The sequence below is a fragment of the Wigglesworthia glossinidia endosymbiont of Glossina morsitans morsitans (Yale colony) genome, from assembly GCF_000247565.1.
Classification (GTDB): Bacteria; Pseudomonadota; Gammaproteobacteria; order Enterobacterales; family Enterobacteriaceae; genus Wigglesworthia; species Wigglesworthia glossinidia_B.
In genome coordinates, this window is sequence record NC_016893.1 from 538058 (window position 1) to 563673 (window position 25616).

Annotated in this window: 27 protein-coding genes, 1 tRNA gene and 1 pseudogene; 13 read left to right on the plus strand and 16 right to left on the minus strand. The window is 25.0% G+C overall.

Features of this window, described 5'->3' with window-relative positions; translation table 11 throughout:
• Positions 1-291: 291 nt before the first annotated feature.
• From WIGMOR_RS02615 to WIGMOR_RS02635, 5 genes are all read left to right on the plus strand, one after another.
• Positions 292-540, plus strand: a complete 249-nt coding sequence (locus WIGMOR_RS02615) for a hypothetical protein (RefSeq protein WP_014354278.1) — start codon at positions 292-294, stop codon at positions 538-540.
• 408 nt (positions 541-948) lie between these two features.
• Positions 949-1242 (plus strand): co-chaperone GroES, encoded by a 294-nt coding sequence (locus WIGMOR_RS02620; RefSeq protein WP_014354279.1) that lies wholly within the window; start codon positions 949-951, stop codon positions 1240-1242.
• Between the two features lie 45 nt (positions 1243-1287).
• Entirely contained in the window at positions 1288-2928 is a 1641-nt protein-coding gene (groL, locus tag WIGMOR_RS02625) for a chaperonin GroEL (RefSeq protein WP_014354280.1), read from the plus strand.
• Positions 2929-3110: 182 nt separating this feature from the next.
• Entirely contained in the window at positions 3111-3737 is a 627-nt protein-coding gene (locus tag WIGMOR_RS02630; protein WP_014354281.1) for a DsbA family protein, read from the plus strand.
• A 55-nt stretch (positions 3738-3792) separates the two neighbouring features.
• Positions 3793-4614: a 5'-3' exonuclease gene (locus tag WIGMOR_RS02635; RefSeq protein WP_014354282.1), complete on the plus strand. Its 822-nt coding sequence runs from the start codon at positions 3793-3795 to the stop codon at positions 4612-4614.
• 125 nt (positions 4615-4739) lie between these two features.
• On the opposite strand, the gene yajC is transcribed toward WIGMOR_RS02635, so the two are convergent.
• Positions 4740-5081, minus strand: coding sequence for a preprotein translocase subunit YajC (gene yajC, locus WIGMOR_RS02640; protein ID WP_014354283.1), 342 nt, complete (start codon positions 5079-5081; stop codon positions 4740-4742).
• 398 nt (positions 5082-5479) lie between these two features.
• Here yajC and msbA point away from each other — a divergent pair, with 398 nt between their 5' ends.
• The 5 genes and pseudogenes from msbA to kdsB all read left to right on the plus strand — a co-directional run bounded on the left by msbA (position 5480) and on the right by kdsB (position 9220).
• Complete coding sequence (gene msbA, locus WIGMOR_RS02645) at positions 5480-7225, plus strand: lipid A ABC transporter ATP-binding protein/permease MsbA (RefSeq protein WP_014354284.1); 1746 nt, start codon at positions 5480-5482, stop codon at positions 7223-7225.
• Between the two features lie 94 nt (positions 7226-7319).
• Positions 7320-7966, plus strand: a pseudogene (gene lpxK / locus WIGMOR_RS03575) (tetraacyldisaccharide 4'-kinase).
• 32 nt (positions 7967-7998) lie between these two features.
• Positions 7999-8274, plus strand: coding sequence for a tetraacyldisaccharide 4'-kinase (locus WIGMOR_RS03590; protein ID WP_050812776.1), 276 nt, complete (start codon positions 7999-8001; stop codon positions 8272-8274).
• A gap of 30 nt (positions 8275-8304) precedes the next feature.
• Entirely contained in the window at positions 8305-8469 is a 165-nt protein-coding gene (locus WIGMOR_RS03515; RefSeq protein ID WP_014354285.1) for a Trm112 family protein, read from the plus strand.
• Positions 8470-8485: 16 nt separating this feature from the next.
• Positions 8486-9220 (plus strand): 3-deoxy-manno-octulosonate cytidylyltransferase, encoded by a 735-nt coding sequence (kdsB, locus tag WIGMOR_RS02655; protein WP_014354286.1) that lies wholly within the window; start codon positions 8486-8488, stop codon positions 9218-9220.
• A 23-nt stretch (positions 9221-9243) separates the two neighbouring features.
• Here kdsB and rplS read toward each other — a convergent pair whose 3' ends face one another.
• From rplS to WIGMOR_RS02700, 9 genes are all read right to left on the minus strand, one after another.
• Positions 9244-9588 carry a 50S ribosomal protein L19 gene (gene rplS, locus WIGMOR_RS02660; protein WP_014354287.1) on the minus strand — a complete coding sequence of 115 codons (345 nt, stop codon included), beginning with the start codon at positions 9586-9588 and terminating at the stop codon, positions 9244-9246.
• Positions 9585-10343, minus strand: a complete 759-nt coding sequence (trmD, locus tag WIGMOR_RS02665) for a tRNA (guanosine(37)-N1)-methyltransferase TrmD (RefSeq protein WP_014354288.1) — start codon at positions 10341-10343, stop codon at positions 9585-9587. The genes rplS and trmD overlap by 4 nt, the downstream gene beginning before the upstream one ends.
• A gap of 4 nt (positions 10344-10347) precedes the next feature.
• Positions 10348-10890: a ribosome maturation factor RimM gene (gene rimM, locus WIGMOR_RS02670; protein WP_014354289.1), complete on the minus strand. Its 543-nt coding sequence runs from the start codon at positions 10888-10890 to the stop codon at positions 10348-10350.
• Between the two features lie 9 nt (positions 10891-10899).
• Entirely contained in the window at positions 10900-11142 is a 243-nt protein-coding gene (gene rpsP / locus WIGMOR_RS02675; protein ID WP_014354290.1) for a 30S ribosomal protein S16, read from the minus strand.
• Positions 11143-11208: 66 nt separating this feature from the next.
• Positions 11209-12573: a signal recognition particle protein gene (locus WIGMOR_RS02680; protein WP_014354291.1), complete on the minus strand. Its 1365-nt coding sequence runs from the start codon at positions 12571-12573 to the stop codon at positions 11209-11211.
• Between the two features lie 36 nt (positions 12574-12609).
• The gene (gshA, locus tag WIGMOR_RS02685; RefSeq protein ID WP_014354292.1) at positions 12610-14130 is read right to left on the minus strand and encodes a glutamate--cysteine ligase; all 1521 of its coding nucleotides are present in this window, start codon (positions 14128-14130) and stop codon (positions 12610-12612) included.
• 305 nt (positions 14131-14435) lie between these two features.
• On the minus strand, positions 14436-15524 hold the full coding sequence (purK, locus tag WIGMOR_RS02690; protein ID WP_014354293.1) for a 5-(carboxyamino)imidazole ribonucleotide synthase: 1089 nt from the start codon (positions 15522-15524) through the stop codon (positions 14436-14438).
• Positions 15521-16021: a 5-(carboxyamino)imidazole ribonucleotide mutase gene (gene purE / locus WIGMOR_RS02695; protein WP_014354294.1), complete on the minus strand. Its 501-nt coding sequence runs from the start codon at positions 16019-16021 to the stop codon at positions 15521-15523. The genes purK and purE overlap by 4 nt, the downstream gene beginning before the upstream one ends.
• 105 nt (positions 16022-16126) lie before the next feature.
• A complete protein-coding gene (locus tag WIGMOR_RS02700) occupies positions 16127-16876 on the minus strand; it encodes a UDP-2,3-diacylglucosamine diphosphatase (RefSeq protein ID WP_014354295.1) in 750 nt (249 codons plus the stop codon).
• A 132-nt stretch (positions 16877-17008) separates the two neighbouring features.
• On the opposite strand from WIGMOR_RS02700, the gene cysS reads away from it, so the two are divergent.
• Positions 17009-18412 carry a cysteine--tRNA ligase gene (cysS, locus tag WIGMOR_RS02705; protein ID WP_014354296.1) on the plus strand — a complete coding sequence of 468 codons (1404 nt, stop codon included), beginning with the start codon at positions 17009-17011 and terminating at the stop codon, positions 18410-18412.
• Between the two features lie 16 nt (positions 18413-18428).
• Here the strand turns inward: cysS and folD are convergent, their stop codons facing one another.
• Positions 18429-19295, minus strand: a complete 867-nt coding sequence (folD, locus tag WIGMOR_RS02710) for a bifunctional methylenetetrahydrofolate dehydrogenase/methenyltetrahydrofolate cyclohydrolase FolD (protein ID WP_014354297.1) — start codon at positions 19293-19295, stop codon at positions 18429-18431.
• A 149-nt stretch (positions 19296-19444) separates the two neighbouring features.
• Between folD and WIGMOR_RS02715 the strand changes: the two genes are divergently transcribed.
• Positions 19445-19518: transfer RNA gene (locus WIGMOR_RS02715), tRNA-Arg, on the plus strand.
• Between the two features lie 161 nt (positions 19519-19679).
• Here the strand turns inward: WIGMOR_RS02715 and WIGMOR_RS02720 are convergent.
• The 4 genes from WIGMOR_RS02720 to WIGMOR_RS02735 all read right to left on the minus strand — a co-directional run bounded on the left by WIGMOR_RS02720 (position 19680) and on the right by WIGMOR_RS02735 (position 23223).
• Positions 19680-20429, minus strand: coding sequence for a uroporphyrinogen-III synthase (locus WIGMOR_RS02720; protein WP_014354298.1), 750 nt, complete (start codon positions 20427-20429; stop codon positions 19680-19682).
• 2 nt (positions 20430-20431) lie between these two features.
• Positions 20432-21355, minus strand: a complete 924-nt coding sequence (gene hemC / locus WIGMOR_RS02725) for a hydroxymethylbilane synthase (protein WP_014354299.1) — start codon at positions 21353-21355, stop codon at positions 20432-20434.
• A 245-nt stretch (positions 21356-21600) separates the two neighbouring features.
• Positions 21601-21819, minus strand: a complete 219-nt coding sequence (infA, locus tag WIGMOR_RS02730; RefSeq protein ID WP_014354300.1) for a translation initiation factor IF-1 — start codon at positions 21817-21819, stop codon at positions 21601-21603.
• A gap of 159 nt (positions 21820-21978) precedes the next feature.
• Positions 21979-23223, minus strand: a complete 1245-nt coding sequence (locus tag WIGMOR_RS02735; RefSeq protein ID WP_014354301.1) for a CCA-adding protein — start codon at positions 23221-23223, stop codon at positions 21979-21981.
• A gap of 579 nt (positions 23224-23802) precedes the next feature.
• On the opposite strand from WIGMOR_RS02735, the gene ribB reads away from it, so the two are divergent.
• Positions 23803-24447 carry a 3,4-dihydroxy-2-butanone-4-phosphate synthase gene (gene ribB / locus WIGMOR_RS02740; RefSeq protein WP_014354302.1) on the plus strand — a complete coding sequence of 215 codons (645 nt, stop codon included), beginning with the start codon at positions 23803-23805 and terminating at the stop codon, positions 24445-24447.
• Between the two features lie 100 nt (positions 24448-24547).
• Here the strand turns inward: ribB and WIGMOR_RS02745 are convergent, their stop codons facing one another.
• Positions 24548-25597: a 3-deoxy-7-phosphoheptulonate synthase gene (locus WIGMOR_RS02745; protein ID WP_014354303.1), complete on the minus strand. Its 1050-nt coding sequence runs from the start codon at positions 25595-25597 to the stop codon at positions 24548-24550.
• Positions 25598-25616 lie beyond the last annotated feature (19 nt).

Here is a 25616-nt window from a genome sequence, read left to right on the forward strand (position 1 = left end):
GAAATAAGATCTATAATGAAATTTTTTGTACGTTTACTGCGATATTTTGTATTGATTGTAATTAAAATCAATACACAGCTTAAATTTTTCATTAAAAAACTAAAATGTACTATAAATATAATGTTCAAAAAATAATTAAATTAAAATTTTAGAATTTAAAAATCCATTAATATTTAAAAAATTTTTCATTCTTTAAGATTTATTTCAGACAATTTTTGTATTTTTTTTGAAATGTTTTCAATATGGTATTTTAAATAAGAAAATTTTAGATTATTTAAATATCCAAATATAATGCAACATAGATTCTATTTTATACATCTTAAAAGGAGTTTAGATATGACTGACGAAGTAGATTTAGCAAGTCAAAGTGAAGAAGAATTCCGACAGTATTCTTTATCACGCCATCAAGCGTATGCGCTTCCAATTAACGGGCGTTGTTATAATTGTGAAGAATCAACTTCAGGAAATTTTTGTTGTGTGGAGTGTCGAGAAGATTGGGAAAAAAGAAAATATTTTGAACGTCAAAAAAAAGTTGATTGATTTTTGTAGAATATTCTATATAAAAATTTTAAATTAATAAAAAATTCTAAAGCAGATAAAATCTTAAATAAATAAGTTATCTGCTTTATTTAATTTCTGGAAAATTTAAATTTAATTTTATATAAGATATATTCTAAATGAATTTCATAATGCATCTATTAATTTTTTAAAAATAACAGAATAATGAAAAATAAAAACTTTTTCAGTATAATTAAAAATCAAAAACGATTTTTTTTATGTACCCCTTGAAGGATTGTATATTGATCCCCATTTAGGTATCACTGGCGCCGAAATCTATTGATAATTAATTAAAAATATAATTTAAAATTTTTAATTTAAAATTAAATATAGTTTTGGGATTTTGTTTTATAACTAATACGGACTTTCTTTCTCAAGGGGAGCTATTAAATGAAAATTCGCCCACTACATGACCGCGTTATTATTAAACGCAAAGAAGCGGAAGCCAAGTCTGCAGGAGGCATAGTTCTAACCGGTTCTGCCGCAAATAAATCTACTAGAGGTAAAGTATTAGCAGTAGGACACGGACGTATTTTAGATAATGGAGAAGTAAAACCTTTAGACGTAAAAATTGGAGACATCGTCATCTTTAACGACGGATATGGTGTAAAAGTAGAAAAAATTGATAATGACGAAGTGCTGATAATGTCCGAAAGCGACATTCTGGCGATAGTTGAAAAATAATCTGCATACAATCATATGAACTGAAGAATTCGAGGAATAATCAAAATGGCAGCTAAAGAGGTAAAATTCGGTAATGACGCTCGTTCTAAAATGCTTCGAGGCGTAAACGTTCTAGCTGATGCAGTCAAAGTAACTCTTGGACCAAAAGGACGGAACGTAGTATTGGATAAATCTTTCGGTGCACCAATGATAACAAAAGATGGCGTCTCTGTAGCACGTGAAGTCGAGCTTGAAGACAAATTCGAAAACATGGGAGCTCAAATGCTTAAAGAAGTTGCTTCAAAAGCAAATGATGCTGCCGGAGACGGTACTACTACAGCAACTGTTTTAGCGCAATCAATAGTAAATGAAGGCTTAAAAGCTGTTGCAGCCGGAATGAATCCGATGGATTTAAAGCGCGGTATCGATAGAGCAGTAATAGGAGCAGTAGAAGAGCTAAAAAAATTGTCCGTACCTTGTTCGGACTCAAAATCAATTGCGCAAGTTGGAACAATTTCTGCTAATGCCGATAGAACAGTAGGTACTTTAATAGCTGAAGCTATGGAAAAAGTAGGGAAAGAAGGCGTAATTACTGTTGAAGAAGGATCAGGATTACAGGATGAATTAGATGTTGTTGAAGGAATGCAATTTGATCGAGGATATTTATCACCTTACTTCGTAAATAAACCAGAAGCACGCTCAGTAGAATTAGATAATCCATTTATTTTACTTTCAGATAAAAAAATTTCTAATATTCGCGAAATGCTTCCAATTTTAGAATCTGTTGCGAAAGCAGGAAAGCCTCTATTAATTATTGCTGAAGACGTAGAAGGGGAAGCATTAGCAACATTAGTTGTAAATAATATGCGAGGAATTGTTAAAGTTGCAGCAGTGAAAGCACCAGGATTTGGAGATCGCAGAAAAGCTATGCTACAAGATATAGCTATATTGACTTCAGGAACTGTGATTTCAGAAGAAATGGGATTAGAATTAGAAAAAGCTGCATTAGAAGATATGGGACAAGCAAAACGAGTAGTAATTACAAAAGATACTACTACTATTATAGATGGAACAGGGGATAAAGCAGTAATAAGTAGCAGAGTATCGCAAATTAATCAAGAACGCGACGAAGCATCATCAGATTATGATCGAGAAAAGCTTCAAGAACGTGTAGCTAAATTAGCAGGCGGAGTAGCCGTAATTAAAGTAGGAGCAGCTACTGAAGTTGAAATGAAAGAGAAAAAAGCTAGAGTAGAAGATGCTTTACATGCTACTCGTGCAGCAGTAGAAGAAGGAGTAGTTGCAGGAGGCGGCGTAGCTTTAATTAGAGTTGCTAATCGTATTGTAAATTTAAGAGGAGAAAATGAAGATCAAAATGTTGGAATTAGAGTAGCACGACGTGCTATGGAAGCTCCACTTCGTCAGATCGTAGCTAATGCAGGAGAAGAACCATCTGTAATTGCTAATAAAGTTAAAGCAGGAGAAGGCAATACAGGATATAATGCAGCTACCGAAGTATATGGAAACATGATTGATATGGGAATTCTAGATCCAACTAAGGTAACGAGATCGGCATTACAATACGCAGCTTCTATAGCTGGCTTAATGATTACAACAGAATGTATGATTACAGATCTTCCAAAAGAAGAAAAACCAGACATGAGTAATGCAGGAGCTGGAATGGGAGGAATGGGAGGTATGATGTAAAAAATTCCTCATATTTTTTTCTTTAAGAATGAAAAATTTAAAAATTTAAATGTAAAAATTAGGCCTCAAACTAACTAGTTTGAGGCCGAAAATTTTTTTAAAAATATTTAAATAAATAAATAATTTTTTTAACAAAATTAATATTAATTTTATTTTTATATAGCTAACATTTATGATTAATCATGTATAAATTAATATTAAAAACTATTTTTTTGATATATATTTTAATTGGCAATAATTTTAAAAATTTTGCTTATTCAAGTGAATACAAAAAGCTAGATTTTTTTATTTCTAGTCAATATCAAATTATAGAATTTTTTTCTTTTTATTGCACATACTGTTATCAGTTTGACGAAATATATCAAATTGACAAGCAAATAAAAAATAATTTTTTGAAAAAAAATAAATTTATAAAATATCATGTAGATTTTCTTGGCTCAATGGGCAAGGAACTAACAATTGCATGGACAATAGCAAATTTTTTTAATATAGAGGAAAAAATTAGTCCCGAATTATTTCAAATAGTGCAAAATGTCAATAAAAACATTACAAAAAAAGATATTTGGTTAATTTTTGAAAAATTTGGAATCAACAAAACGCAATATGAATCTGCAAAAAATAGTTTTGCGGTAAAATTTTTTTTAAGTCAACAATATAATATTGAAAAAAAATTAGATCTCAAAAGTGTTCCAAGTATTATAGTAAACAATCAATTTATTATAAATAACGACGAAATTCATGCTAGTTCTATAGAAAATTACACCGAAAGATATATTAACATAATTAGAAATTTATTATCTAATAATTAATATTATCTAAAATAGAACTATCTTATATAAAAATTATATAAGTAAATTTTTAATTATGAATTATATAAATGAAAAAATTATATTAATAGATGGTTCCATATATTTATATCGTGCATATTATGGATTGCCTAATTTAAAAAATAAATTAGGACAACCAATAGGTGCTCTTTACGGAATGATTAGCATGATAAAAAAAATATTAAAAAAATATAATCCTTATTATATAGCTATAATATTTGATTCAGGAAAATGTAATTATAGAAGTCAAATATATGAATTATATAAAAAAAACAGAAACAAAATGCCAGATGATTTATATGTTCAAATACCCAGAATAAAAAAAATACTTAAAAAAATGGGATTATCTATTTTTTCCATTGAAGGTACAGAAGCTGATGATATTATTGGAACAATATCAAAATTATTAGAAAATCAAGGAAGAAAAACACTTATATTTACTAATGATAAAGATATGATGCAATTAGTATCAAATAATATAAACATAATTCATGTCAGCTCTTATCAAAGATTTGATCCTTATGCCGTATATTTAAAATATAGAGTCTTTCCGCATGTAATTTCTGATTATCTTGCTTTGGTAGGAGATGCATCAGATAATATTCCAGGAGCTCCTGGAATAGGAAAAAAAGCAGCCTCAATTTTATTATCTCAATTTTATTCTATTGAAGGCATTTACGAAAATATTAACAATATTAAAAATATGAATTTTTTTAATAAAAATAAAATAATTAAGTCTTTACAGAATAATAGATCTAAAATATTTAAGTATCATAAATTAACTAGAATTAATACTGATATTAAAATAAGATTTTCTATTAAAGATATTAAATTAAAACATCAAAAATCTTATTATTAATAATAATATTTTATATTTTAATTTTCATAATTATTTTATAAAATGTGAATTTTTTATTTTTTAAAAAATAAAGTTTATTGATTTCATTAAAATAAGGTTAAAGATTATTTAAAATCAAAAAAACCTTATTTAAGCGATTTCAAAGTTCCCTTTGGAAAAATATTAGTAATACAATCTTTTTTAATTATTATTAAATTGTTTTCGTACAATTCTAATAAAATATAATTTATATCTATAATTTTTATTATTTTCCCAATAATTCCCGAAGAAGTAAGCACTTCGTCTCCTTTCGCTAAAGAAGTAATTAATTTTTTATGTACATTAGCTCTTTTTTGTTGAGGTCTTAAAATAATAAAATAAAAAACAATACCAAATATTAATAGCATTATTAATAGCGTATATGGGTTATTTTGTGTATTTGGAATTGGATTTTTATCGAAATTTATGTTGTCAAAAAATACATTCATTATATTTTATCTCGGAAAATATTGTAACTTGTATATTATTTTTATTTTTTTTTAAAATTTTGAATTATACTGAATTCTATTTATTTTGATTTCATTTTTTAATTAATCAAATTAAATTTAACTAATATCTTAAAAAGAACCTACTTATTTCTAATAAGATTTTTTTATTACCGTGATTATAGTATAAAATATATATGTTTTAAATACTTTATAATAAATTTATCAAAATTTTAACTTTATAAAAGTTTATATTTAAAATGAAATATCTTTTCAAAAGATAATAATAAATTTTTTTACATTAGTAATGTATATAGATTTACAATCTGTTAACTTAGATTGAAGTTAAATAAACTTCTATCATTAATAATATTTTCAATATAATTTATTTGGTCAAATATATGTCAAAAAAAAATTTTTCTACTTGGCGTATTTTTTGTCGTTTATGGTCTATCATTTCACCTTTTAAAGGAGGGTTAATTATTGCAACAATAGCTCTAATAATTAACGCTACAAGTGATACGCTTATGTTATCTTTACTTAAACCTTTATTAGATGATGGATTTAAAGGACTTAATAATATCATTCCTATTTGGATGCCTCTTACAATTATCGTTTTAATGTGTTCTCGAGGTAGTAGCGGATTTATATCGAATTATTGTTTATCTTGGGTGTCTGGAAAAGTAGTTATGCGTATGCGAAAAAATCTATTTCAACATATTATGCAAATGCCTGTATCTTTTTTTGATCGAAAATCAACTGGTACACTATTATCGCATATTACTTATGATACAGAACAAGTTGCATCATCATCTTCCAGTGTATTGATTACTGTTGTACGAGAAGGATCATTAATAATTGGATTATTTTTTATGATATTTTATCATAGTTGGCAACTATCATCTATTTTAATCGTAATCACTCCTATAGTATTTTTTTTTATTAAATATATCTCTAAAAAATTTAGAAAAATTAACAAAAAAATTCAAAACAATATGGGCATGGTTACTAATAGTGCAGAACAAATGTTAAAAGGTCACAAAGAAATTCGTATTTTTGGTGGTCAAAAAAAAGAAAGCGAACGTTTTAATTATTTTAGTAATTTCATGAGACAACAAAGCATGAAAGTAGTAGTAGCATCTGCTGGATTAGACGTTATTATACAATTTATTGCATCTTTAGCATTAGCAGGAATATTATATATCGCTAGTTTGCCTAAAGTTATAGAAAGTTTAACAGCAGGAACGATTACAGTAATTTTTTCTTCTATGATCGCGTTAATGCGTCCATTAAAATCGTTAACAAATGTAAACTCACATTTTCAAAAAGGCATGGTGGCATGTCAAACGTTGTTTTCTATATTAGATATTCAAAAAGAACAAGATTACGGATCTCTACACATTAAAAGAGCACGAGGCGAAATTAAGTTTAAAAATGTTACATTTACTTATCCCGGGAAAACTCAGCCATCCTTAAAAAATATTAATATTAAAATTTCAGCAGGATACACTGTTGCTTTAATTGGATCTTCTGGTTCAGGAAAATCAACTTTAATAAATTTATTAACTAGATTTTATGATGCGAATCAAGGCACTATTTTTCTTGATAATATCGATTTAAAAAAATATAAATTAGATAACTTAAGAAATCAGATGGCTTTAGTATCACAAAATGTGTATTTATTTAACGATACTATAGCAAATAATATTGCATATGCAAAAAAAGATATTTATTCTAAAAAACAAATTGAAAAAGCTGCTTCTATGGCATATGCAATGAATTTTATTATTAAAATGAAAAACGGATTAAATACAATTATAGGTGAAAATGGTACGTTATTATCTGGAGGACAACGTCAAAGAATTGCGATTGCAAGAGCTCTATTACGCGATTGTCCGATTTTAATTCTCGATGAAGCTACATCTGCTTTAGATATAGAATCTGAAATAGCTATACAAAAAGCACTAAATAAACTGAAAAAAAATCGTACATCTCTAATTATAGCACATCGTATTTCTACTATAAAAAAATCTGATATAATATTATTAGTAGAAAACGGAAAAATAATAGAACATGGCAATCATCATGAACTTATGGAACTCCAAGGGACATATGCTCATATGCACTATCTGCAATTGGGTAAATAACAAAAAATATCGAATTAAAAGATTTTTTGTATCTTTTATCGAATATATTTGGTTTCAAAAAACTATATTCATATTTTTTTTATTTCCATTTTCAATGATATATTTATGTGTTACTAAATTTATTCATATTTTATACAAAATTGGTTATAAAAAAATAAAAAAATTCGAAATTCCGATTATAGTTATAGGCAATATTACCGTTGGAGGCAATGGGAAAACACCTTTAGTAATATGGTTATGTGAACAACTAAAAAAAAAAATTGGCAAGTAGGCGTAGTTTCAAGAGGATATGGCAGAAAAAATAAAAAAATTTCTGTAATTGTTGATAAAAATACGACGCATGAAGAATGCGGAGATGAGCCGGCAATAATATATAACAAACTTCATATACCTGTTGCAGTAAGTTCTAATCGAATAGAAGCAGTAAATATGTTATTGAAATTAAACAATCTAGACGTTATTATTTCTGATGATGGTTTGCAACATTATTCAATGGGTCGATCTATTGAATGGATAGCAGTAGATTATAAAAAAAAATTCGGAAATAATTTGCTTTTACCAGCAGGACCAATGCGAGAAACAAAAAATAAGTTATTTTCTGTAGAAAACGTAATTTTAAACGGATTTTGTATAAAATATAATAAAAATGTTCAAGCTAGATTTTATCATAAAAATTTTGCTATTAATTTAGTAACTAATAAAAAAAAAAATTATCACACTTATTCCCACTTGTTGCTATAGCAGGAATTAGCAATCCAGGGAAATTTTTTAATATGCTACGAGATAGTAAAATATATCCTGTAAAAGAAATTAGTTTTTTAGATCATCAAAAATATCAGGAAAATATGCTTACTATCCTTACTTCAAAAGAAGAACAATTATTAATGACAGAAAAAGATGCAATAAAATGCAAAAAATTTGCAAAAAATAATTGGTGGTATATACCTATATATGTTTGCATTAATAAAAAATTCAAAAAAGTTTTATTAAAACCAATAGAAAATAAAATAAAAAAATATCGCAAAAAATTTAAAAAAATTTCTTATTAAATTTTAAATTGTTAATCTTAGGATTATTGTATGGATCAAAAATTGTTAAATATTATTGCTTGTCCAATATGTTATGGTAAATTAATTTTTTGTTCAGAAAAACAAGAACTGATTTGCAAATTAGATTTAGTAGCATTTCCTATTCATGAAGGTATTCCTATTTTAATAAAAAATGCAAGTTATTCAATAAAATAAATAATAAGGCAAAATAATGAATTTTATTATTATTATACCTGCAAGATTGTTATCAACCCGATTTCCTAATAAACCTTTAGTGAAAATCGGCGGAAAACCGATGATAATAAGAACAATAGAATCTGCAGAACAATCAGGAGCAAAACGTATAATTGTTGCAACTGATCATCAGAAAATTGCAGATATGGTAAAAAAAAGCGGTAAAGAAGTTTATATAACAAAGAAACAACATAATTCTGGAACAGAAAGATTGTTTGAAGTGATCGAAAATTTCAAATTTGAAGATAATCAAATTGTTGTTAACCTACAAGTAGACGAACCATTTATTCCAGGTTGTGTAATAAAAAAAGTTGTGAATATTTTAAATAATAAAAACGTAGATGTTTCTACTTTAGCTATTCCAACAAATAAAAAAGTAGAAATTTTTAATCCAAATACCGTAAAAGTGATTACTGATGCTTCTGGAAATGCTTTGTATTTTTCTCGTTCTGTAATTCCATGGTGCAAAAATTATAAATCTTTTAAATCAGTTTTTTTGAGGCACATAGGTATTTATGCATATCATGCAAAGTTCATTCGTCTATATGTTAAATTATTACCTGTAAAAATAGAAAAATTAGAAAATTTAGAGCAATTAAGAATTTTATGGTATAGAAAAAAAATATATGTTTTAATTGAAAATGTTCGTGAATGTATTAGTATTAATACTCCAGAAGATCTGAAACACATCAATAAATTTTTTAAATTTTAACAATTCAAATTTTTAAAAAATTTTTATAAACGTTCTTTAACTCTTGCAGATTTTCCAGATTTGTATCTTAAATAATATAATTTTGATTTTCTTACAATACTATGACGTTGCACAATAAAGCTTTCAATAATAGGAGAATGTATATGAAATAAGCGCTCTACTCCTTCGCCATTTGATATCTTTCTTAAAGTAATTGAAGAGCTAATATGTTTATTTTTCATTGCAATTATCATGCCTTCAAATATTTGAATTCTTTTCTTTTCTCCTTCTACAATCCATAATCTAATTTTTACAATGTCTCCTGAGCAAAATTTTGGTAAATTTTTTTTTATTTGAAAATCGTTTATAGATTTTATAATATTATTCATTTTCTGAATACCTCTTTTTTTTGATAAAATTCAAATTGGAACTCGTGTAAAAGTTTTTTTTGTTTATATGTTAAATTTATATTATCTAGCAATTTTGGTTTTTTTATCCACGTTTGTCCTAATGCATGTTTTAATCTCCATTCTGCTATTTTTTTATGATTTCCTGATAATAATACTGAAGGAACTTTCATGTTGTTAAACATTTTTGGATATGTATAATCTGGACAGCTTAAAATTCCATTAAAAAAAGAATCTGTTGTATAAGATTTTTTTTTTAGTACTCCTGGAATCATTCTTGAAATAGCATCAATTAAAATCATTGCAGCTAATTCTCCTCCACTTAAAATATAATCCCCTATGGAGATTTCTTCATCTACTTCAGAAAAAATTATACGTTCATCAATGCCTTTATATCTTCCGCATATTATAAGTAATTTTTTATTTTTCAATAATTGTACAATTTTAAATTGATTTAATAAATCTCCTTTTGGAGAAACGTATATAGTTTTTATTTGAGATCCCAATTCTTTTTTTGCTGTGAGGATTGTATTCTGTAATGGTTTAGGTTGCATTAACATTCCAGAACCTCCTCCATATATTTTATGATCAATTTTTCTTCTTTTATTTTCTGAATAATCTCTAGGATTCCAAAAACTTAAATTTAAATAATTTTTTTTTAATATATTTTTAATAATTCCATGATTCATAAAATCATAAAACATACTAGGAAATATTGTAATTATACCAATTTGCATGATTTTACTTTTGTTTATTGTAAAAGTTTGAATTCCAATCTACTCTAATTATTTTAGAATTTTTATCAATTTTTTTTATAAAAACTTCATAAACAAATGGAATTAAATATTCTTTAAATCTTAAATGATTTTTTTTTTGAGATCGTATTACTAATATATCATGATGTGAAGATCGCAAAAAATTTACTACTTTTCCTAAATTAAAATTTTTTGTATTAAGAACTTGTAATCCAATGATTTCGTGCAAATAATATTCGTTATTTTTTAATTTATTTAATTGCTTTTGAAATAGCATAACATTGAGATTTGTTATCGAACTAGCTGCACATCTATTGTTAATTGCTTCTATTTTCGCAATAAACTTTTTATAATAAGTTTTCCAAGAAGTAACGTAACATTTTTGATATATGTTATTTATTTTAAATATCCAAGGTTGATATTTAAATATATTTTGAGATTTTTCTGTATATGAAATTACTTTTACCCATCCTTTTATTCCAAAAGGAGCTCCTATTTTCCCTATAGAAATTAAAATATCGTGTATCATTAAAAATTGTTATTTTTTATATTGAGAGATTAATTTTTTTACTCGATTTGAAATTTGAGCGCCTTTTTGTATCCAAAAATTTATACGGTTGATTTTTAAAGAATATGCAATAGATTTTCCTGAAGGGATTGGGTTTAAAAAACCTAATCTTTCAATAAATTTGCCATCTCTTGGTTTTCGGCTATCACTGACGATAACCTGATAGAATGGTTTGTTTCTTGAACCTTTACGTGAAAGACGGATAATAACCATAGTTTTTTATTGACTAATAAATTATAATAAATAGTACAAAATATTTTAGCATAAATTTTATTAAATTTAATTTTTTCGAGGTCGAAAAGGTATTAAATTTTTAATTTTTTGCATAGTTTTTATTAATCCTTTATTTTTAATTTGTTTCATAATTTTTTCTGTATCATAAAATCTTTTTAATAATATATTTATATCTTGTACTTTAGTGCCCGATCCAAAAGCAATTCTTTTTTTTCTAGAGCTTTTAATAATACTTGGATTATTACGTTCTTGTATAGTCATAGATTTAATAATTGCTTCCATTTTTGTGAATAATTTATCATTTATATTTTCATTTGCACAATCTGCATATTGTGATGTTTTGGACAATTGGTGCATTACCGTTTTAATCCCACCTATTTTTTTTATTTGAGATAAATGTGATAAAAAATCATTTAAATTAAATGTTTTATTTTTTTTATCTAAAAAAGTTTTTTTTTGTTTTTTAATTTTACTAACTTGATGTTCTACTTGCTTTATTAAAGAAAATATATCGTGCATTCCCAAAATTTTTTGTGCTAAAATTTTAGGAGAAAATATTTCTAATTGATCTACATGTTCTCCTGTTCCAATAAATTTAATTGGTTTTTTAGTGATATATCTCGCTGATAATGCAACGCCTCCACGTGCATCCCCGTCTAATTTAGTGAGAATAATTCCTGTAAGAGATAGTGTATTGCTAAAAGTTTTTATGTTGTTTATTGCATCTTGTCCCATCATAGAATCTATGACATAAAGTGTTTCTGATGGTCTGAAAATATTTTGCAATTGTTGAATTTTTTGAATCATCTTTAAGTTAGTATGCATTATTCCTGCTGTATCAATAAGTACAATGTCATGTTTCAATTTTGCTTTTTGAATAGCACTTTGAATTAAAATTTCTGCATTATTATTCAATTCTTGTACATTAAAAAAGTCTATTCCAGCTTTTTTTGCAAGATATTCTAATTGTTTTAAAGCAGCGGGTCGATGAAAATCAATAGAGATTGTTAACACATTTTTTGCATGTTTATTTTTTAAATATTTCCCTAATTTTCCAATCGTTGTAGTTTTTCCGCTACCTTGAGGTCCTACTAAAAAAATAATAGTTGGAGAATTTTTTGAATATATTAATTCTGATTGCGTACTTCCTATAATATTTATCAATTCATTATGTACAATTTTAATAAATTCTTGACCAGGTGTTAAATTTTTATTTATTTCTTTGTTTAATGCGATATTTTTAATTTCCTGAATAAATTTTTCAATAACAGGTAAGGCGACATCTGCTTCTAAAAGTGCTATACGCACTTGACGTAAAGTATTGCCGATATTTTCCGAAGTCAATCGTCCTCTTTCGCTAATATTTTTTAAGATATTATGTAATTTATTAGATAAATTTGAAAAAATCATGTTTATTCATTAAAATTTTATATGTTATTAAATTTTTCAGTTTTTATTTTCAATAATTTTTTGTTTATGTAATGAAACTTTGGATTCTCTTTTTAGATTTTTTTCGCTTAATACTTTTAGTTTTTCTTTTTTCCAATGCAATTGATATGATTTTGCTAATTTTAACCCTAAATTTTCAAATCCGACATCCATAGTATGTCTGAACACTTTTCCTGACAAAGTCATGTTAGGCTGCTCTAACATTTCAAATAAATCATGAAAAATTTTTTTATAAATATCTTTTTTTTTATTATAATATAAAATTTCTGCTATGTATTGCAAATCTTGTAATAAATTTTTTAATATATCGGATAATTTTTTTTCTTTATGCTCTAAATATGATATTAATTTAATATTTGGTTTACGTCCTTTTAATGCAACTCGATTCCAGTTTTCATGAATAAACTTTAATTCTGTATTACTAATCGGCGGAGATTGTACTAAAATACACCAAATTAAAAATAAATCTAAAAAATATATTTGATGTTTTTTTAATCCAATTGGAGAAAATGGATTAATATCTAAAGAACGAATTTCTACATATTCAATTCCTTTTGAATGTAAAGCATGAAATAGAGATTCGTTAATTTTTAATGTACGTTTTGGACGAATAGGAGTATATAACTCATTTACTTTTTGTAATAAATTTGTATTTAATTGAAGGTAACGCTTATTTTTTTTTATACCGATTTTTTGATATTTTGAATAAGGCGTTTGTGTTGCCTTAAAAAGAGCTTCGATATATTCTGTTAAGTTATTAAATTTTATTTTTATTTTTTTTTGAACTTTGTTGATATAACCTATTTCACTTAATCTCAATGATGTTGCATAAGGTAAATATATATCGCCATATTTATTTTTTTTAAATGGTAATTTAACATTTATTTTTTTTAGAAATGAAGAATGTACAACCGGTGATGCTCCAAAATAATATGTCATAATCCAACCAAGACGATAATAATTTCTTATCAAATTTAAATATCCCTCTGATGAAACCATTTTTATAGAATCTTTTTTACAAAAAACATGATATTCATTCCAAAATTTTTTACTGAAAGAAATATTATAATGTATTCCAGATATTATTTGAACACGAGCTCCATATCTATTTTTCAATCCGAAACGATAAATATTTTTGATTTTACCTAATTCTGAATTTCCATACTGTGCTATTAAAATAGATAATTCATTTTTTATTTTACATGGCATACTCATAGGCCACAAAAATTCATGATGTAGATTGTTTGTAACAAATTTGTGTAAATCTTGTAAAAAATTTATCATATTTTCTATATTTTTATTTACTGGAGTAATTAGTTCTAGTAATGATTCGGCAAAATCAGTAGTAATCCAATTATGTGTTAAAGGGGATCCAAATAATTTTGGATGCAAAGTTTTTGAAATATTTCCATCATAATCAACGCGTAAAGTTTCTCTTTCTATACCTCTAAATATAATTTTAAATATTTCTGAATTTTCTTTAATCCAAGGAAATATTTTAGATGCTGTTGGTAACAAATTTACCTCTCATTGTTTTTTGTAATATTAATATTATTGATAAGTATTTATTCTAAATCTTTTAAGATTGTAAACTAATATAGTAAAATGCAAATTTATTTTATAAATTAAAATAAATTTTTTAATATTTAATATATTAAGTATATGTTACATTTGATGATATACAATATATGATTATTATTTTCATATATCTTTGATTACAGAATGACATAAAAAGTTATCTTGTATACAATAGTAATTAAATAAAACTTAATATGTTAAATATTTTAATTATATATAATAGTAGTATTATTTAATATTTTTATTTATTGTATGATATTTAATTTTTCTATTAACCAATGACAACAGTTTTGATATTGTTTTGGTAATTTCTTTTCTAGAGTTATTATGCTATTTTTTAATGCTTCATAATGATTTGAAATTAAATTTATATGACCCATTTTTCTATACTTAGAAATACTTTTATTGTACCAATGTAAACATAGCAAAGGATCGTTTAACCAAGCTATATTGAGATAATTACCAATTATATTAATCATTACAGAAAAACAATTTATTTTAGGAATAGGCATAGGAAGATCTAATATAGATCGAAGATGTAATTCAAATTGATTTATAGAAGAACTATTTTGTGTCCAATGACCACTATTATGGACTCTTGGAGATATTTCATTAATAATAATTTCGTTATTTTTTAAAACAAAAAATTCCATTGCTATTATTCCAATATAATTTGTTGATCTCATGAAACTACTTAAAATTGATTCTGATTTTTCTTGTAGCAAATAATAATTTTTAATATCAGGAATACTGCATCTTAATATCCCCTGTTCATGGAAGTTACATGTTATTGGATAAAACACTATTTTTCCGAATTTATTTCTAGCTCCAATGAGAGAAATTTCTTCTACAAAATTAATTTTTTTTTCAGCAATATAATTCTCGTAAATTTTTATATTAAATTTTTTTTTGTCTTTAAATGACAATTGATATTGATTTTTCCCGTTATATCCTCCTGTTCTTTTTTTTAAGATGATATTATCTCCAAGAGTGTAAAAAATTGTTTTCCATTGAGAAAATTTTTGAATTTTTATCCATGAAGCAGTAGGTAATTGTAATTTATCAATTAATTCTTTTTGATATAATCTATCTACAATTAACGGCAAAATATTACGATTAATGAATGTATTATTTTTACATATTTTTTGAATGAATTTTGTTTTTTTCCAATGTTCTACTTCTACAGTAATAACACTATTTTTATGCAAAATAGTATTAAATTTTATTTGATTTTTTACGTTAATAGGAATTACTGGAATTCCTAAAACTGATCCGGATTGAAATAGCATAAGAGATAATTGCCCATCTCCAATAACATACACAAATTTTTTCATATATTTATAGGTTTATAATTTAATATCTTGTGAGTAATATCATTTCTTCTATTTTTAATGCGTATATGCAATGGTTTATCATGTAGCGCAAGAATTTGAGCAGCTAATATAGCTGCATTTATTGCACCTGATTTTCCAATAGCTAATGTGCCTACTGGAACTTCAGATGGCATTTGAACAATTGAATATAAGCTATCCAGTCCTTTTAGTTGTTTAGTTTCTACAGGAACGCCTAAAACAGGCAACAATGTCTTCGATGCTAACATTCCGGGTAGATGAGCAGCTCCTCCAGCACCTGCAATTAATATATGATATCCAATTTTTTTAGCTTGTTCTGCAAACTTAAATAATTGATCTGGAGTACGATGAGCAGAAATTACTTTAAGATCAAAATTAATTTGTAGTTCTTTGAGAGTATATGCGCAATGTTTGAGTGTATTCCAGTCGCTGATTGATCCCATAATAACGGCAATTTTTTTTTGATTAGTATTATGCATATTGTATATTTTTTAATATTTAACTATTTATAAAAAATTGAAATTTTTTATTTTTAAAATGAAAATTTAATTTTAAATTATATAAATCAAATTTTTTATTTATTTTTAAATTTTTTCCAAAGTGTAAGAGATAGTAGAATTAAAGTATTTTGAAAATTTAATTAACGATAGTTTATTTTTTATTTCCAATACATAACCTGCTTTATCCCACATTCCTAAAACTATTCTATAATGATTTTTAGGTAAGCGATGAATTCTTGGAAGATGAGTATGTCCGTGAATCATAATGCTTGCATTTTTTTTTTGCATTAGATTTAATGCGTACGTATCGTTTACATCCATAATTTTACTTTTTTTATTTTTATTATTTATAATGCTTTTATTTCTAACAAAAGTACTAATTTTAATACGCCATGATAATGGCAAATTTAAAAAAAATTTTTTCAGCCAATTTTTATTAATAATTTTTCTAAATTTTTGATATTTTTGATCATATGTACAAAGCGTATCTCCATGCAAAATTATAGTTGATTTTCCATTCAAATTTATTATTGTACCGTTTGGTAGAATAGAAATATTTGCTAATTTTGCGTATTTTTTTCCAATTAAAAAATCTCGATTACCATGTATAAAATAACAAGAAGTACCTTTTATAACAAGATTTTTTAATACTTGTGAGATTTTTAGTGAAATATCATCAATATAGTCGTCTCCAATCCATATATCAAATAAGTCACCTAAAATATATAAAGCATTTGCGCTGCTTGCTTGATATTTTAAAAAATTTAAAAATAAATTTATTATATTTGGATTGTTTTGATTTAAATGAACGTCTGAAATAAATAATATTTTCATTTTTTTATATTTGTTAAATTTAATTATGATATTAATCTATTTTAGTTTTTAAAAAAATTCATTTTATTTTATTTGTAATTTTATTACAGTTTTATATAATATTATATACAACTTTTATCAAAATTCGAAAATATGATAAAAATTTTTAATACACTAAACAAAAAAAAAGAAAAACTAGTGCCTATTTGTTCTAAAATGATCAATATGTATGTTTGCGGTATTACTGTTTATGATTTATGTCATATAGGTCATGCACGGACATTAATTTTTTTTGACGTGGTTTTTAGATATTTGCAATATATAGGATATAACGTTAATTATGTAAGAAATATTACTGATATTGATGATAAAATTATTAAGCGTGCTCACAAAAGAAAAGAAACGTATGATCAATTATCTAACGCTATGATTTATGAAATGCAAAAAGATTGTAAAATGCTTAATTTAATCCCTCCCAAGTATGAACCGCGTGTTACTAATTATATGAATGAAATTATTAATATGATTCAAATTCTCTATGAAAAAGGACATGCATATATTAATTACGACAACGACGTTTTATTTAATCTTTCTACATACAAAAACTATGGGGTATTTTCTAAAAAAATAAAATTTTTTTTAAGTACAAAAAATATAAAACATCATACTTTTTTTCAAAAGGAAAAAAACTGCGATTTTGTTTTATGGAAACATGCAAAATCTAATGAACCCAGTTGGCCTTCACCATGGGGAAAAGGACGTCCTGGATGGCATATCGAATGTTCTGCTATTAATTATGGAATATTTGGAAAAAATTGTGATATTCACGGAGGAGGTGCAGATTTAATATTTCCACATCACGAAAATGAAGTAGCACAATCCGTCTGTGCGCATACAGGAGCGCAAGTAAACATGTGGATGCATACAGGCATGGTAATGTATAAAAATAATAAAATGTCTAAATCTTTGGGAAATTATTATACGATTAAATCGTGTTTAAAAAAATATCATCCTGATGTAATACGATATTTTTTAACTTCTTCGCATTATCGAAGTCAAATTAATTATACTAATACGAGCTTAAAGCAAGCATATTATGCAGTTAAGCGTCTTTATTTTGCATTATTAGGCACAATGAGTTTGCCAATACAATATAAAAAAAATAAATTTTATTTAAAATTTTTATCGGCTATGAACGACGATTTTAATACTCCTAAAGCATACGCAATATTATTTACTTTAGCACGTAAAATTAATTCTTATAAAGAAAAAAACATGCATCAAGCAAACAAATTAAGTACTATATTACGTGTTTTATCTAATTTATTAGGAATTTTATATGACAATCCTGACAATTTTTTAAATAGACATTTAAATTTATCACAAAATAAAATTCAACAAATAAATACTTTAATTCAAGAACGTGAAATAGATAGAAAATTCCATAAATGGAAGGCAGCAGATATTAAAAGAGAACAATTAAAATCTATGGGTATCATTTTGACAGATACTAAAAATGGAACAAGGTGGTTTATTAAAAATAATAAAAAATTATAAAACAAACTTTATCTATTTATTTTTTGAAATAATTAAGATGTTTTAAATAAATTTGCACGGTGTTTTCTATTAACATAGCAACAGTCATTGGACCTATTCCTCCAGGAACAGGAGTGATATAAGATGCCACCTGCATAGCATCTCGATAATTTACATCTCCTACTATTTTTCCATTACTTAATCGATTAATACCGACATCTATTACGATAGCTCCAGGCTTAATCCAATTTCCAGGAATAAATTCAGCTTTTCCCACTGCAACAATTAATAGTTCTGCGTTTTTAATGTGTTTTTCAAGATCTATGGTAAAACGATGAGTTATAGTAACTGTGCAACCTAATAGTAACAATTCTAAACTCATTGGACGTCCTACAATATTAGAGGCACCTACTATAACTGCATGCAGTCCTATAAAATTTATTTGATAGTATTGCAGTAGTTTAATAATCCCTTTTGGAGTACATGGACGTATATCTGGATACCTTTGGCATAATTTACCTATGTTGCATGGATGAAAACCATCTACATCCTTATAAGGAGATATTGTTTTTAATATATGAAAGCTATTTAATTTGCTTGGTAGTGGTAACTGTACTAAAATACCATCTATTAAATTATTACGATTTAATTTTTTAATTAATGTAATTAACTTTAATTCAGATATGTTTTCTGCAAAATGATAAAAATATGAAGTTAATCCTATTTTTTGACATATTTTTTTTTTATTAGATACATAAATTCTAGAAGCTGGATTATTTCCAACTAAAATCATAGCTAAAGATGCCGGACGCATGCCTTGTAGAAAAAAATATTTTAAATTTTTGTGTATTTTATGGATAATTTTATTAGCAACGAGACTTCCATTGATTATTTTTGCTATCATTTTGTAATTAATATAATATTTAATATAGATAATTTAGAATAGATAGTATAAAAATTAAAGAAAAATTAAATTTTTTTTATTTAAAAATTTTTTAAAAATATAATTTTATAATATAGATTTAAAAGACTTTTTAATATAATATGAATTTGGCGCCCTTAGCTTAGCTGGATAGAGCAACGGCCTTCTAAGCCGTCGGTCACAGGTTCAATTCCTGTAGGGCGCAATTACTTTATGTGTTATAAAACTTTTTTAAAAATCAAGTATTAAATTAAAAAAAATTTGATTATTCAGTTTTTTAAAATTTTTTTATACGAAATAAGTAAAAATATATTATATTTTATAAAAATATATTCTTTATTGTAAATAAGCAATTAATGATATTATTTATTTAATACTCAACAAAGTTTGTAACAAATTTTGATTTTTTGAAGAACTAGATAAAATTATATTTCTCCAACCTAAGTGGTAAGCAGTAGAATATATTCTATGGCTTACAACCACTAATTTACACTGAATAATAAATAATGTTCGATAATGTATTGGAATAAGACCGTGAATTCTTATTAATATTGTGCAACTAGTTACTACTAATGTATTAATTTGAAAATATTTTATTATTTTTAATATCTGATTTTGCTCATATTGAATAAAATTACGATAGTAACATTCGCAACTTATTATATTTGCTTTATAAAGTTTTAAACAAACTTTTAATTTTTTTCTTCCATTATTTCCTTTTAAAATCAATACATTTTTTTTTTTCAAATTAAATTGAGATAATAATTCTATTAAATTTTCACTAGTATTGCCATATTTTGAATAATTTGCTTTGATCCCACTTATTTTAGTGAAATATTGCGCACTTGTATGACCGATGGCATAATAACGCACGTATTTTGGCCAATTTAATTTTTCCAAAATTATTTGTGAATTTGCATAATAAACAGCACGAGGAGAAACTATACATATCAGATCTTTATAAAATAAAGATGCTAATAATTTTTGTAGAATAATTAAATCTTTTCCTGGAGTAAAATATATTAGTGGTAAGTACCATGCTTTTTCCCCATAAGCTCTTAGCATTTTAACAAGATATTTGCCGTCCGGATATGGTCGTGTAATTAAAATGTTCATATTTATAAAGATTTTATTATTTTTTTAGCACCTTGATTAATTAATTTTTGTACTTGTTTATAACTAAGTTGTTTTGCTTCTGAAATATCAGATTGTCCTTCGCTGCGAATAATTGTAGATCCATTAACAGAACCTACTATAGTTTTTATCCATATTTGGCTTTTTTGTTTAATTTTTGCATATACTCCTATTGGTATACGGCATCCAATGGCTAATTTAGAAATAATTGTTTTTTCTGAATTAACGCATATTGCTGTTTCTTTATCATGTATTAAATTTACAAGATCTAATATTTTATGATCATTTAATCTATATTGTACCATAATTGCGCCCTGTCCCATGGCGGGAATCATGTTGGTAAGATTTAGAGGAGTATATAATTTTTTATTAATTTGCAATCTTTTTAAGGCAGCTACAGCAAGTATAATTGCATGAAAGTGACCCTGGAATAATTTATTTATTCTACTATGTATGTTACCTCTTAATGGATATACAATAAGATCTGGACGTAAAAGTAACAATTGAAATTTACGTCTTATGCTAGATGTTCCAATAATAGCTTTTCTTGGCAAAGAATAAATATTCTTATAATACTTACTAACTATTGCATCTCTTGGATCGCCTCGTTTGCAAATTGCTGCTATTCCTAATTTATTTGAAAGAGGTGAAGTGAAATCTTTCATCGAATGAACTGCAATGTCAGATTGATATTCTAATAAAGATTTTTCTAATTCATTAATAAATGAACTTTTGTTTTGTATTTGGTTTTGTGTATTTTTTTTAAAAATGTCACCTGATGTTAATAAAGGTAATAAACTTATGTTTAAATATGGATGGTAGTATAATAATTTTTTTTTTACATGATTTGCTTGCCAAATTGCAAGTGGACTAGTTCGGGTTGCTATTATCAAGCAGCTATTTTTCATATAAATTTAAATATTTTATTTAAATAGTTTCTTTGAAAGAAATTTTTCTTCATATATAGTAGACTTTATTGTTAAAATTTAAAACATTGATTTTAAGAGAGTTTTAGTATATTTGAAATAAAGGTGATATTATCAAAAATTAAATTATATATTTTAATATATTATTTAATTTTTTCTTTTTATTTATTGTATTAATAATTTTTAAATATTTAGGGCGCAATTATACTGCAATTTAATTGTAGAAATTATCGACTACGAAAAATTATTCTTCCTTTAGTGAGATCGTATGGGGTTAATTCTACTGTAACTTTATCTCCAGTCAAAATTCTAATATAATTTTTTCTCATTTTTCCTGATATGTGAGCTAAAATTATATGTTTGTTTTCTAATTCTACTTTAAACATAGTATTTGGTAAAGTATCTAATACAGTGCCTTGCATTTCAATGTTTTCTTCTTTTGTCATATTTTTATATATTTTTAATATTTGTTGTAATTTTATTTTATTACAATTTTCATAATTATGAAATGGTCGAACACAATTTAAATAAAATTATTGATTATAATATAAAAAACTTAATTAGATAATTTATAAAATTTTTTTAGCATAATTAAGATAAAAAAATTATAAGAAATTATTTTTTTTAAAAATTTTTACATTAAATATTTCTTTTTCGATAATTTTTTTTCTTCTTTCTGTTAATTCATTTTTAATTTTAAACCCAATAAATCCGTCTTGAATAATATTTTCTACTTTAATAGTACTAGCGAGTTTATATATTTTTTTTAACAACATTTCTGGTGCGTATAAATGATACTTAAAATTTCCTAAATTACATAAATGGGCTTTATTAATAGCAATTATTTCATTGATTCTATGAGGTTTTCTCCAAACATCAATATGATTTAAAAATAAAATTATTTTCTTTGGATTCATAAAAAAAATTTTTTTCAAAATGTTGTGGTAACATATAAATATTTTAGATAAAATCAAAATTTTTCGTGGAAGTTTTAATCTTGAAAACATACTGTTAAGAAGTATTGAGCTATGTTTCGTTTTATTTTTTTTTATATTATTTTTCAAATTATTTTGGTTTAATTTTCCAAAATTGTAACATAAAGTTGCAAATCTCACGGCAATATCATCTGATAAACATACAATGATAGACAAAGCTGATAGTGTTTTTTGCCCTAAATCTTTTCGTATAGGTGGTTTAACAGAATTTGAATTTTGAAATAGATACGAAATTTCTGGAAATATTTTATTTAATGCTCCACATTGAAGTAAAACTTTAAAGTATATTTGTGGATTGTAAGATAATAAAGCTTTTTTTGTTTCCAACCAAATTCTTTCTACAGATAAGTCTGATAATTCATGAATCATATCAGACATTTTTTTTAATGTTTCTGAAGCAATAAAAAAGTTTAAATGTGCTAAGTATGCTGCAAATCTGGCAACTCTCAATACCCTTAAAGGATCTTCTTGAAAAGCATTTGATATATGTCTTAAACAACGTAGCTTTAAGTCATTTAATCCTCCATAAGGATCAATTAAATTTCCTTTTTCATCTTTAGCAATTGCATTAACGGTTAAATCACGTCTTTTTAAATCTTGTTTTAAAGTAATTTTTGGAGAAGTTTGAAAAAAAAATCCTGTGTGACCGCTCCCATGTTTACATTCTGTACGGGCTAAAGCATGTTCTTCATAATTTTTAGGATGTAAAAAAACTGGAAAAGATTTACCTACTGGTAAGAATCCTAGATTTATCATTTCTTCTGGAGAAGATCCTACGACTACCCAGTCTTTTTCTTTAATTGGAATATTTAAAAGACTATCGCGTACTGCTCCGCCGACTAAGTATTTTTTCATACTTTTAAAAAAATTAAAGTTTTTATAAAATATTTAAATTTACTATGTCTATATATTTAGTTTGCATTGTTAATTATGTAAAAAGTTTACGAATTATTTATTTTTTTAAACATTTTAATAATTAATAAATAGCGTATAAGATGTTTTTAAATGTGAAAAAAAATTTTTTATTTTCAATATATTAAATTATTTAATTTTATATTGCAAACGATAATAATTTTACTATAAAAATAACACGATTCTATAATATATTTTTTTTAAAAAAATTTTATAATCAAAATTTGATTTTTTTTTAAACATTAAATTTTTATTTAAGAATGACACTATTAATGAAATATGTACAAATAATTATCATAGAAAATGATATTTTTTGATTTAAATAGTTAATTGTATTGAAAATTAATTAATTTCAGGGTATATTCTATTACTATAAATATAATATACTTAATATCTTATATCAAAGTTAAATAGTAATATGATAAAACATTTTAAAAATGCTTATTTATAGTGTTATTGATAACAATTTTTAAGTATAACATAATTTAAGTTACTTATTTCATCTCGATGGAGTTATATATAATGCATAACAAATTTTTATATAAATTTGGATCACCAAAAGAACGAGTTGAAAATGCATTAAATGCTTTAAAAAATGGACAAGGAATATTAGTTTTAGATGATGAAAATAGAGAAAATGAAGGTGACATGATTTTTGCTGCAGAAAATATGACTTTGGCACAAATGGCTTTAGCGATTCGCTTTGGAAGTGGTATTATTTGCATATGTTTAACTAAAGAAAAATGTAAAAAATTAAATCTGCCTATGATGGTGCAAAAAAATAACAGTAAATATCAAACTGCATTTACAGTTAGCATTGAATCAGCATTTGGAATTACTACTGGAGTATCTGCACATGATAGGCTAACTACTATTAAAACTGCTATTCAAGATAATGCTAAACCTACAGATTTAAATCGTCCAGGACACGTATTTCCTTTGCAAGCTAAATCTGGAGGAGTTTTATGTCGTGCAGGACATACCGAAGCTGCTATAGATTTAACAAAATTAGCTGGATTAAAACCTGCTGGAGTAATATGTGAAGTCATGAATGATGATGGATCTATGGCGCGCATGCCAGAAATATTAAAATTTTCTTATAAAAATAAAATGCCGGTTTTAATTATGCAAGATATTATTAATTACCGACTTGCATTAAAGCCATAAAATTGTTTTATTAATTAATTATTTTTAAATAAATAAGTAATTTTTTATTAAATTAAATGCATTTTATTTTAAAAAAAAATGTCTTAAATAATTGAAAATATTATCTATTATGTATTTTTAAAAAGTTATATAAGTTTTTCAAAAAATAACATGTATCATCCCAACTTATACAAGGATCTGTTAACGATATACCGTATTTAATTTTGTTTTTTGGTAGTTTCCATATTTGATTTCCAGAATTGATATGACTTTCTAACATTAATCCGATAATTGATCGATTATGTATAGATAAATATCTTAAAATTGATTCTGCAACTTGAATTTGTTTCTTTTCATTTTTTTCAGAATTTCCATGATTGCAATCAATCATAATTGCTTCAGGAAGAGAAAAATTTTGCATTTGTTTTTTGCAATCATAAATATTGTGTTGAAAATAATTAGGAAAATTTCCGCCTCTTAAAATAATATGACTATTTATATTTCCTGAACTATTTATAATACAAATATTTCCATCTTGATTAATTCCAACAAAATTATGTGCTTCAGAAGCAGTTAAAATTGCATGACATGCATTTTTTATGCTGCCGTCTAAGCTATTTTTGAAACCTATCGGATTCATCAAATAAGAAGCGATTTCTCTATGTATCTGAGAACTAACAGTACGTGCTCCAATTGCAGACCAGCTAATTAAATCATTAAAATAATAAGCAAATAATGGATTTAATATTTCTGTAGCAATTGGTTGTTTAATTTTAGTTAATTGAATATATAAATTTCGAACTTTTATTAATCCTAATGTTATATTGGATTTTCCATTTAAATTTGGATCATAAATAAATCCTTTCCATCCTAATGAAGTACGAGGTTTTTCGTAATAAACTCGCATAATAATATATAAATGATTGATAAATTTTATTGATAATTCTTTTAATCTAATTGCATAATCTATAGATGTATGTATATCGTGAATAGAACATGGCCCGCAAACTATCAAAAATCTTGGATCCTTATTATATATAATATCAGAAATAATTTTTCTAGATTTTAGAATAAATTTTTTTTCTTTTGCATTGATGGGATATTTTTCTTTTAATTTTTTAGGAGTGATAAATAATTTTGTTTCATGAAAATTTATATTTTTATTTTGCATTTAATTAAGAATATTTTTA

Coding starts and splice junctions, on each gene's coding strand:
- trmD (WP_014354288.1), bottom strand. CDS start 10,343: ATGCAAATTGGTATAATTACAATATTTCCTAGTATGTTTTATGATTTT.
- hemC (WP_014354299.1), bottom strand. CDS start 21,355: ATGAAAAATAGCTGCTTGATAATAGCAACCCGAACTAGTCCACTTGCA.
- WIGMOR_RS03515 (WP_014354285.1), top strand. CDS start 8,305: ATGGATCAAAAATTGTTAAATATTATTGCTTGTCCAATATGTTATGGT.
- WIGMOR_RS02735 (WP_014354301.1), bottom strand. CDS start 23,223: ATGAAAAAATACTTAGTCGGCGGAGCAGTACGCGATAGTCTTTTAAAT.
- WIGMOR_RS02700 (WP_014354295.1), bottom strand. CDS start 16,876: ATGAAAATATTATTTATTTCAGACGTTCATTTAAATCAAAACAATCCA.
- yajC (WP_014354283.1), bottom strand. CDS start 5,081: ATGAATGTATTTTTTGACAACATAAATTTCGATAAAAATCCAATTCCA.
- WIGMOR_RS02615 (WP_014354278.1), top strand. CDS start 292: ATGCAACATAGATTCTATTTTATACATCTTAAAAGGAGTTTAGATATG.
- kdsB (WP_014354286.1), top strand. CDS start 8,486: ATGAATTTTATTATTATTATACCTGCAAGATTGTTATCAACCCGATTT.
- WIGMOR_RS02680 (WP_014354291.1), bottom strand. CDS start 12,573: ATGATTTTTTCAAATTTATCTAATAAATTACATAATATCTTAAAAAAT.
- folD (WP_014354297.1), bottom strand. CDS start 19,295: ATGATAGCAAAAATAATCAATGGAAGTCTCGTTGCTAATAAAATTATC.
- groL (WP_014354280.1), top strand. CDS start 1,288: ATGGCAGCTAAAGAGGTAAAATTCGGTAATGACGCTCGTTCTAAAATG.
- WIGMOR_RS03590 (WP_050812776.1), top strand. CDS start 7,999: ATGCTACGAGATAGTAAAATATATCCTGTAAAAGAAATTAGTTTTTTA.
- purE (WP_014354294.1), bottom strand. CDS start 16,021: ATGCATAATACTAATCAAAAAAAAATTGCCGTTATTATGGGATCAATC.
- purK (WP_014354293.1), bottom strand. CDS start 15,524: ATGAAAAAATTTGTGTATGTTATTGGAGATGGGCAATTATCTCTTATG.
- WIGMOR_RS02635 (WP_014354282.1), top strand. CDS start 3,793: ATGAATTATATAAATGAAAAAATTATATTAATAGATGGTTCCATATAT.
- msbA (WP_014354284.1), top strand. CDS start 5,480: ATGTCAAAAAAAAATTTTTCTACTTGGCGTATTTTTTGTCGTTTATGG.
- WIGMOR_RS02620 (WP_014354279.1), top strand. CDS start 949: ATGAAAATTCGCCCACTACATGACCGCGTTATTATTAAACGCAAAGAA.
- cysS (WP_014354296.1), top strand. CDS start 17,009: ATGATAAAAATTTTTAATACACTAAACAAAAAAAAAGAAAAACTAGTG.
- rimM (WP_014354289.1), bottom strand. CDS start 10,890: ATGATACACGATATTTTAATTTCTATAGGGAAAATAGGAGCTCCTTTT.
- WIGMOR_RS02630 (WP_014354281.1), top strand. CDS start 3,111: ATGTATAAATTAATATTAAAAACTATTTTTTTGATATATATTTTAATT.
- WIGMOR_RS02720 (WP_014354298.1), bottom strand. CDS start 20,429: ATGAACATTTTAATTACACGACCATATCCGGACGGCAAATATCTTGTT.
- infA (WP_014354300.1), bottom strand. CDS start 21,819: ATGACAAAAGAAGAAAACATTGAAATGCAAGGCACTGTATTAGATACT.
- ribB (WP_014354302.1), top strand. CDS start 23,803: ATGCATAACAAATTTTTATATAAATTTGGATCACCAAAAGAACGAGTT.
- rpsP (WP_014354290.1), bottom strand. CDS start 11,142: ATGGTTATTATCCGTCTTTCACGTAAAGGTTCAAGAAACAAACCATTC.
- WIGMOR_RS02745 (WP_014354303.1), bottom strand. CDS start 25,597: ATGCAAAATAAAAATATAAATTTTCATGAAACAAAATTATTTATCACT.
- rplS (WP_014354287.1), bottom strand. CDS start 9,588: ATGAATAATATTATAAAATCTATAAACGATTTTCAAATAAAAAAAAAT.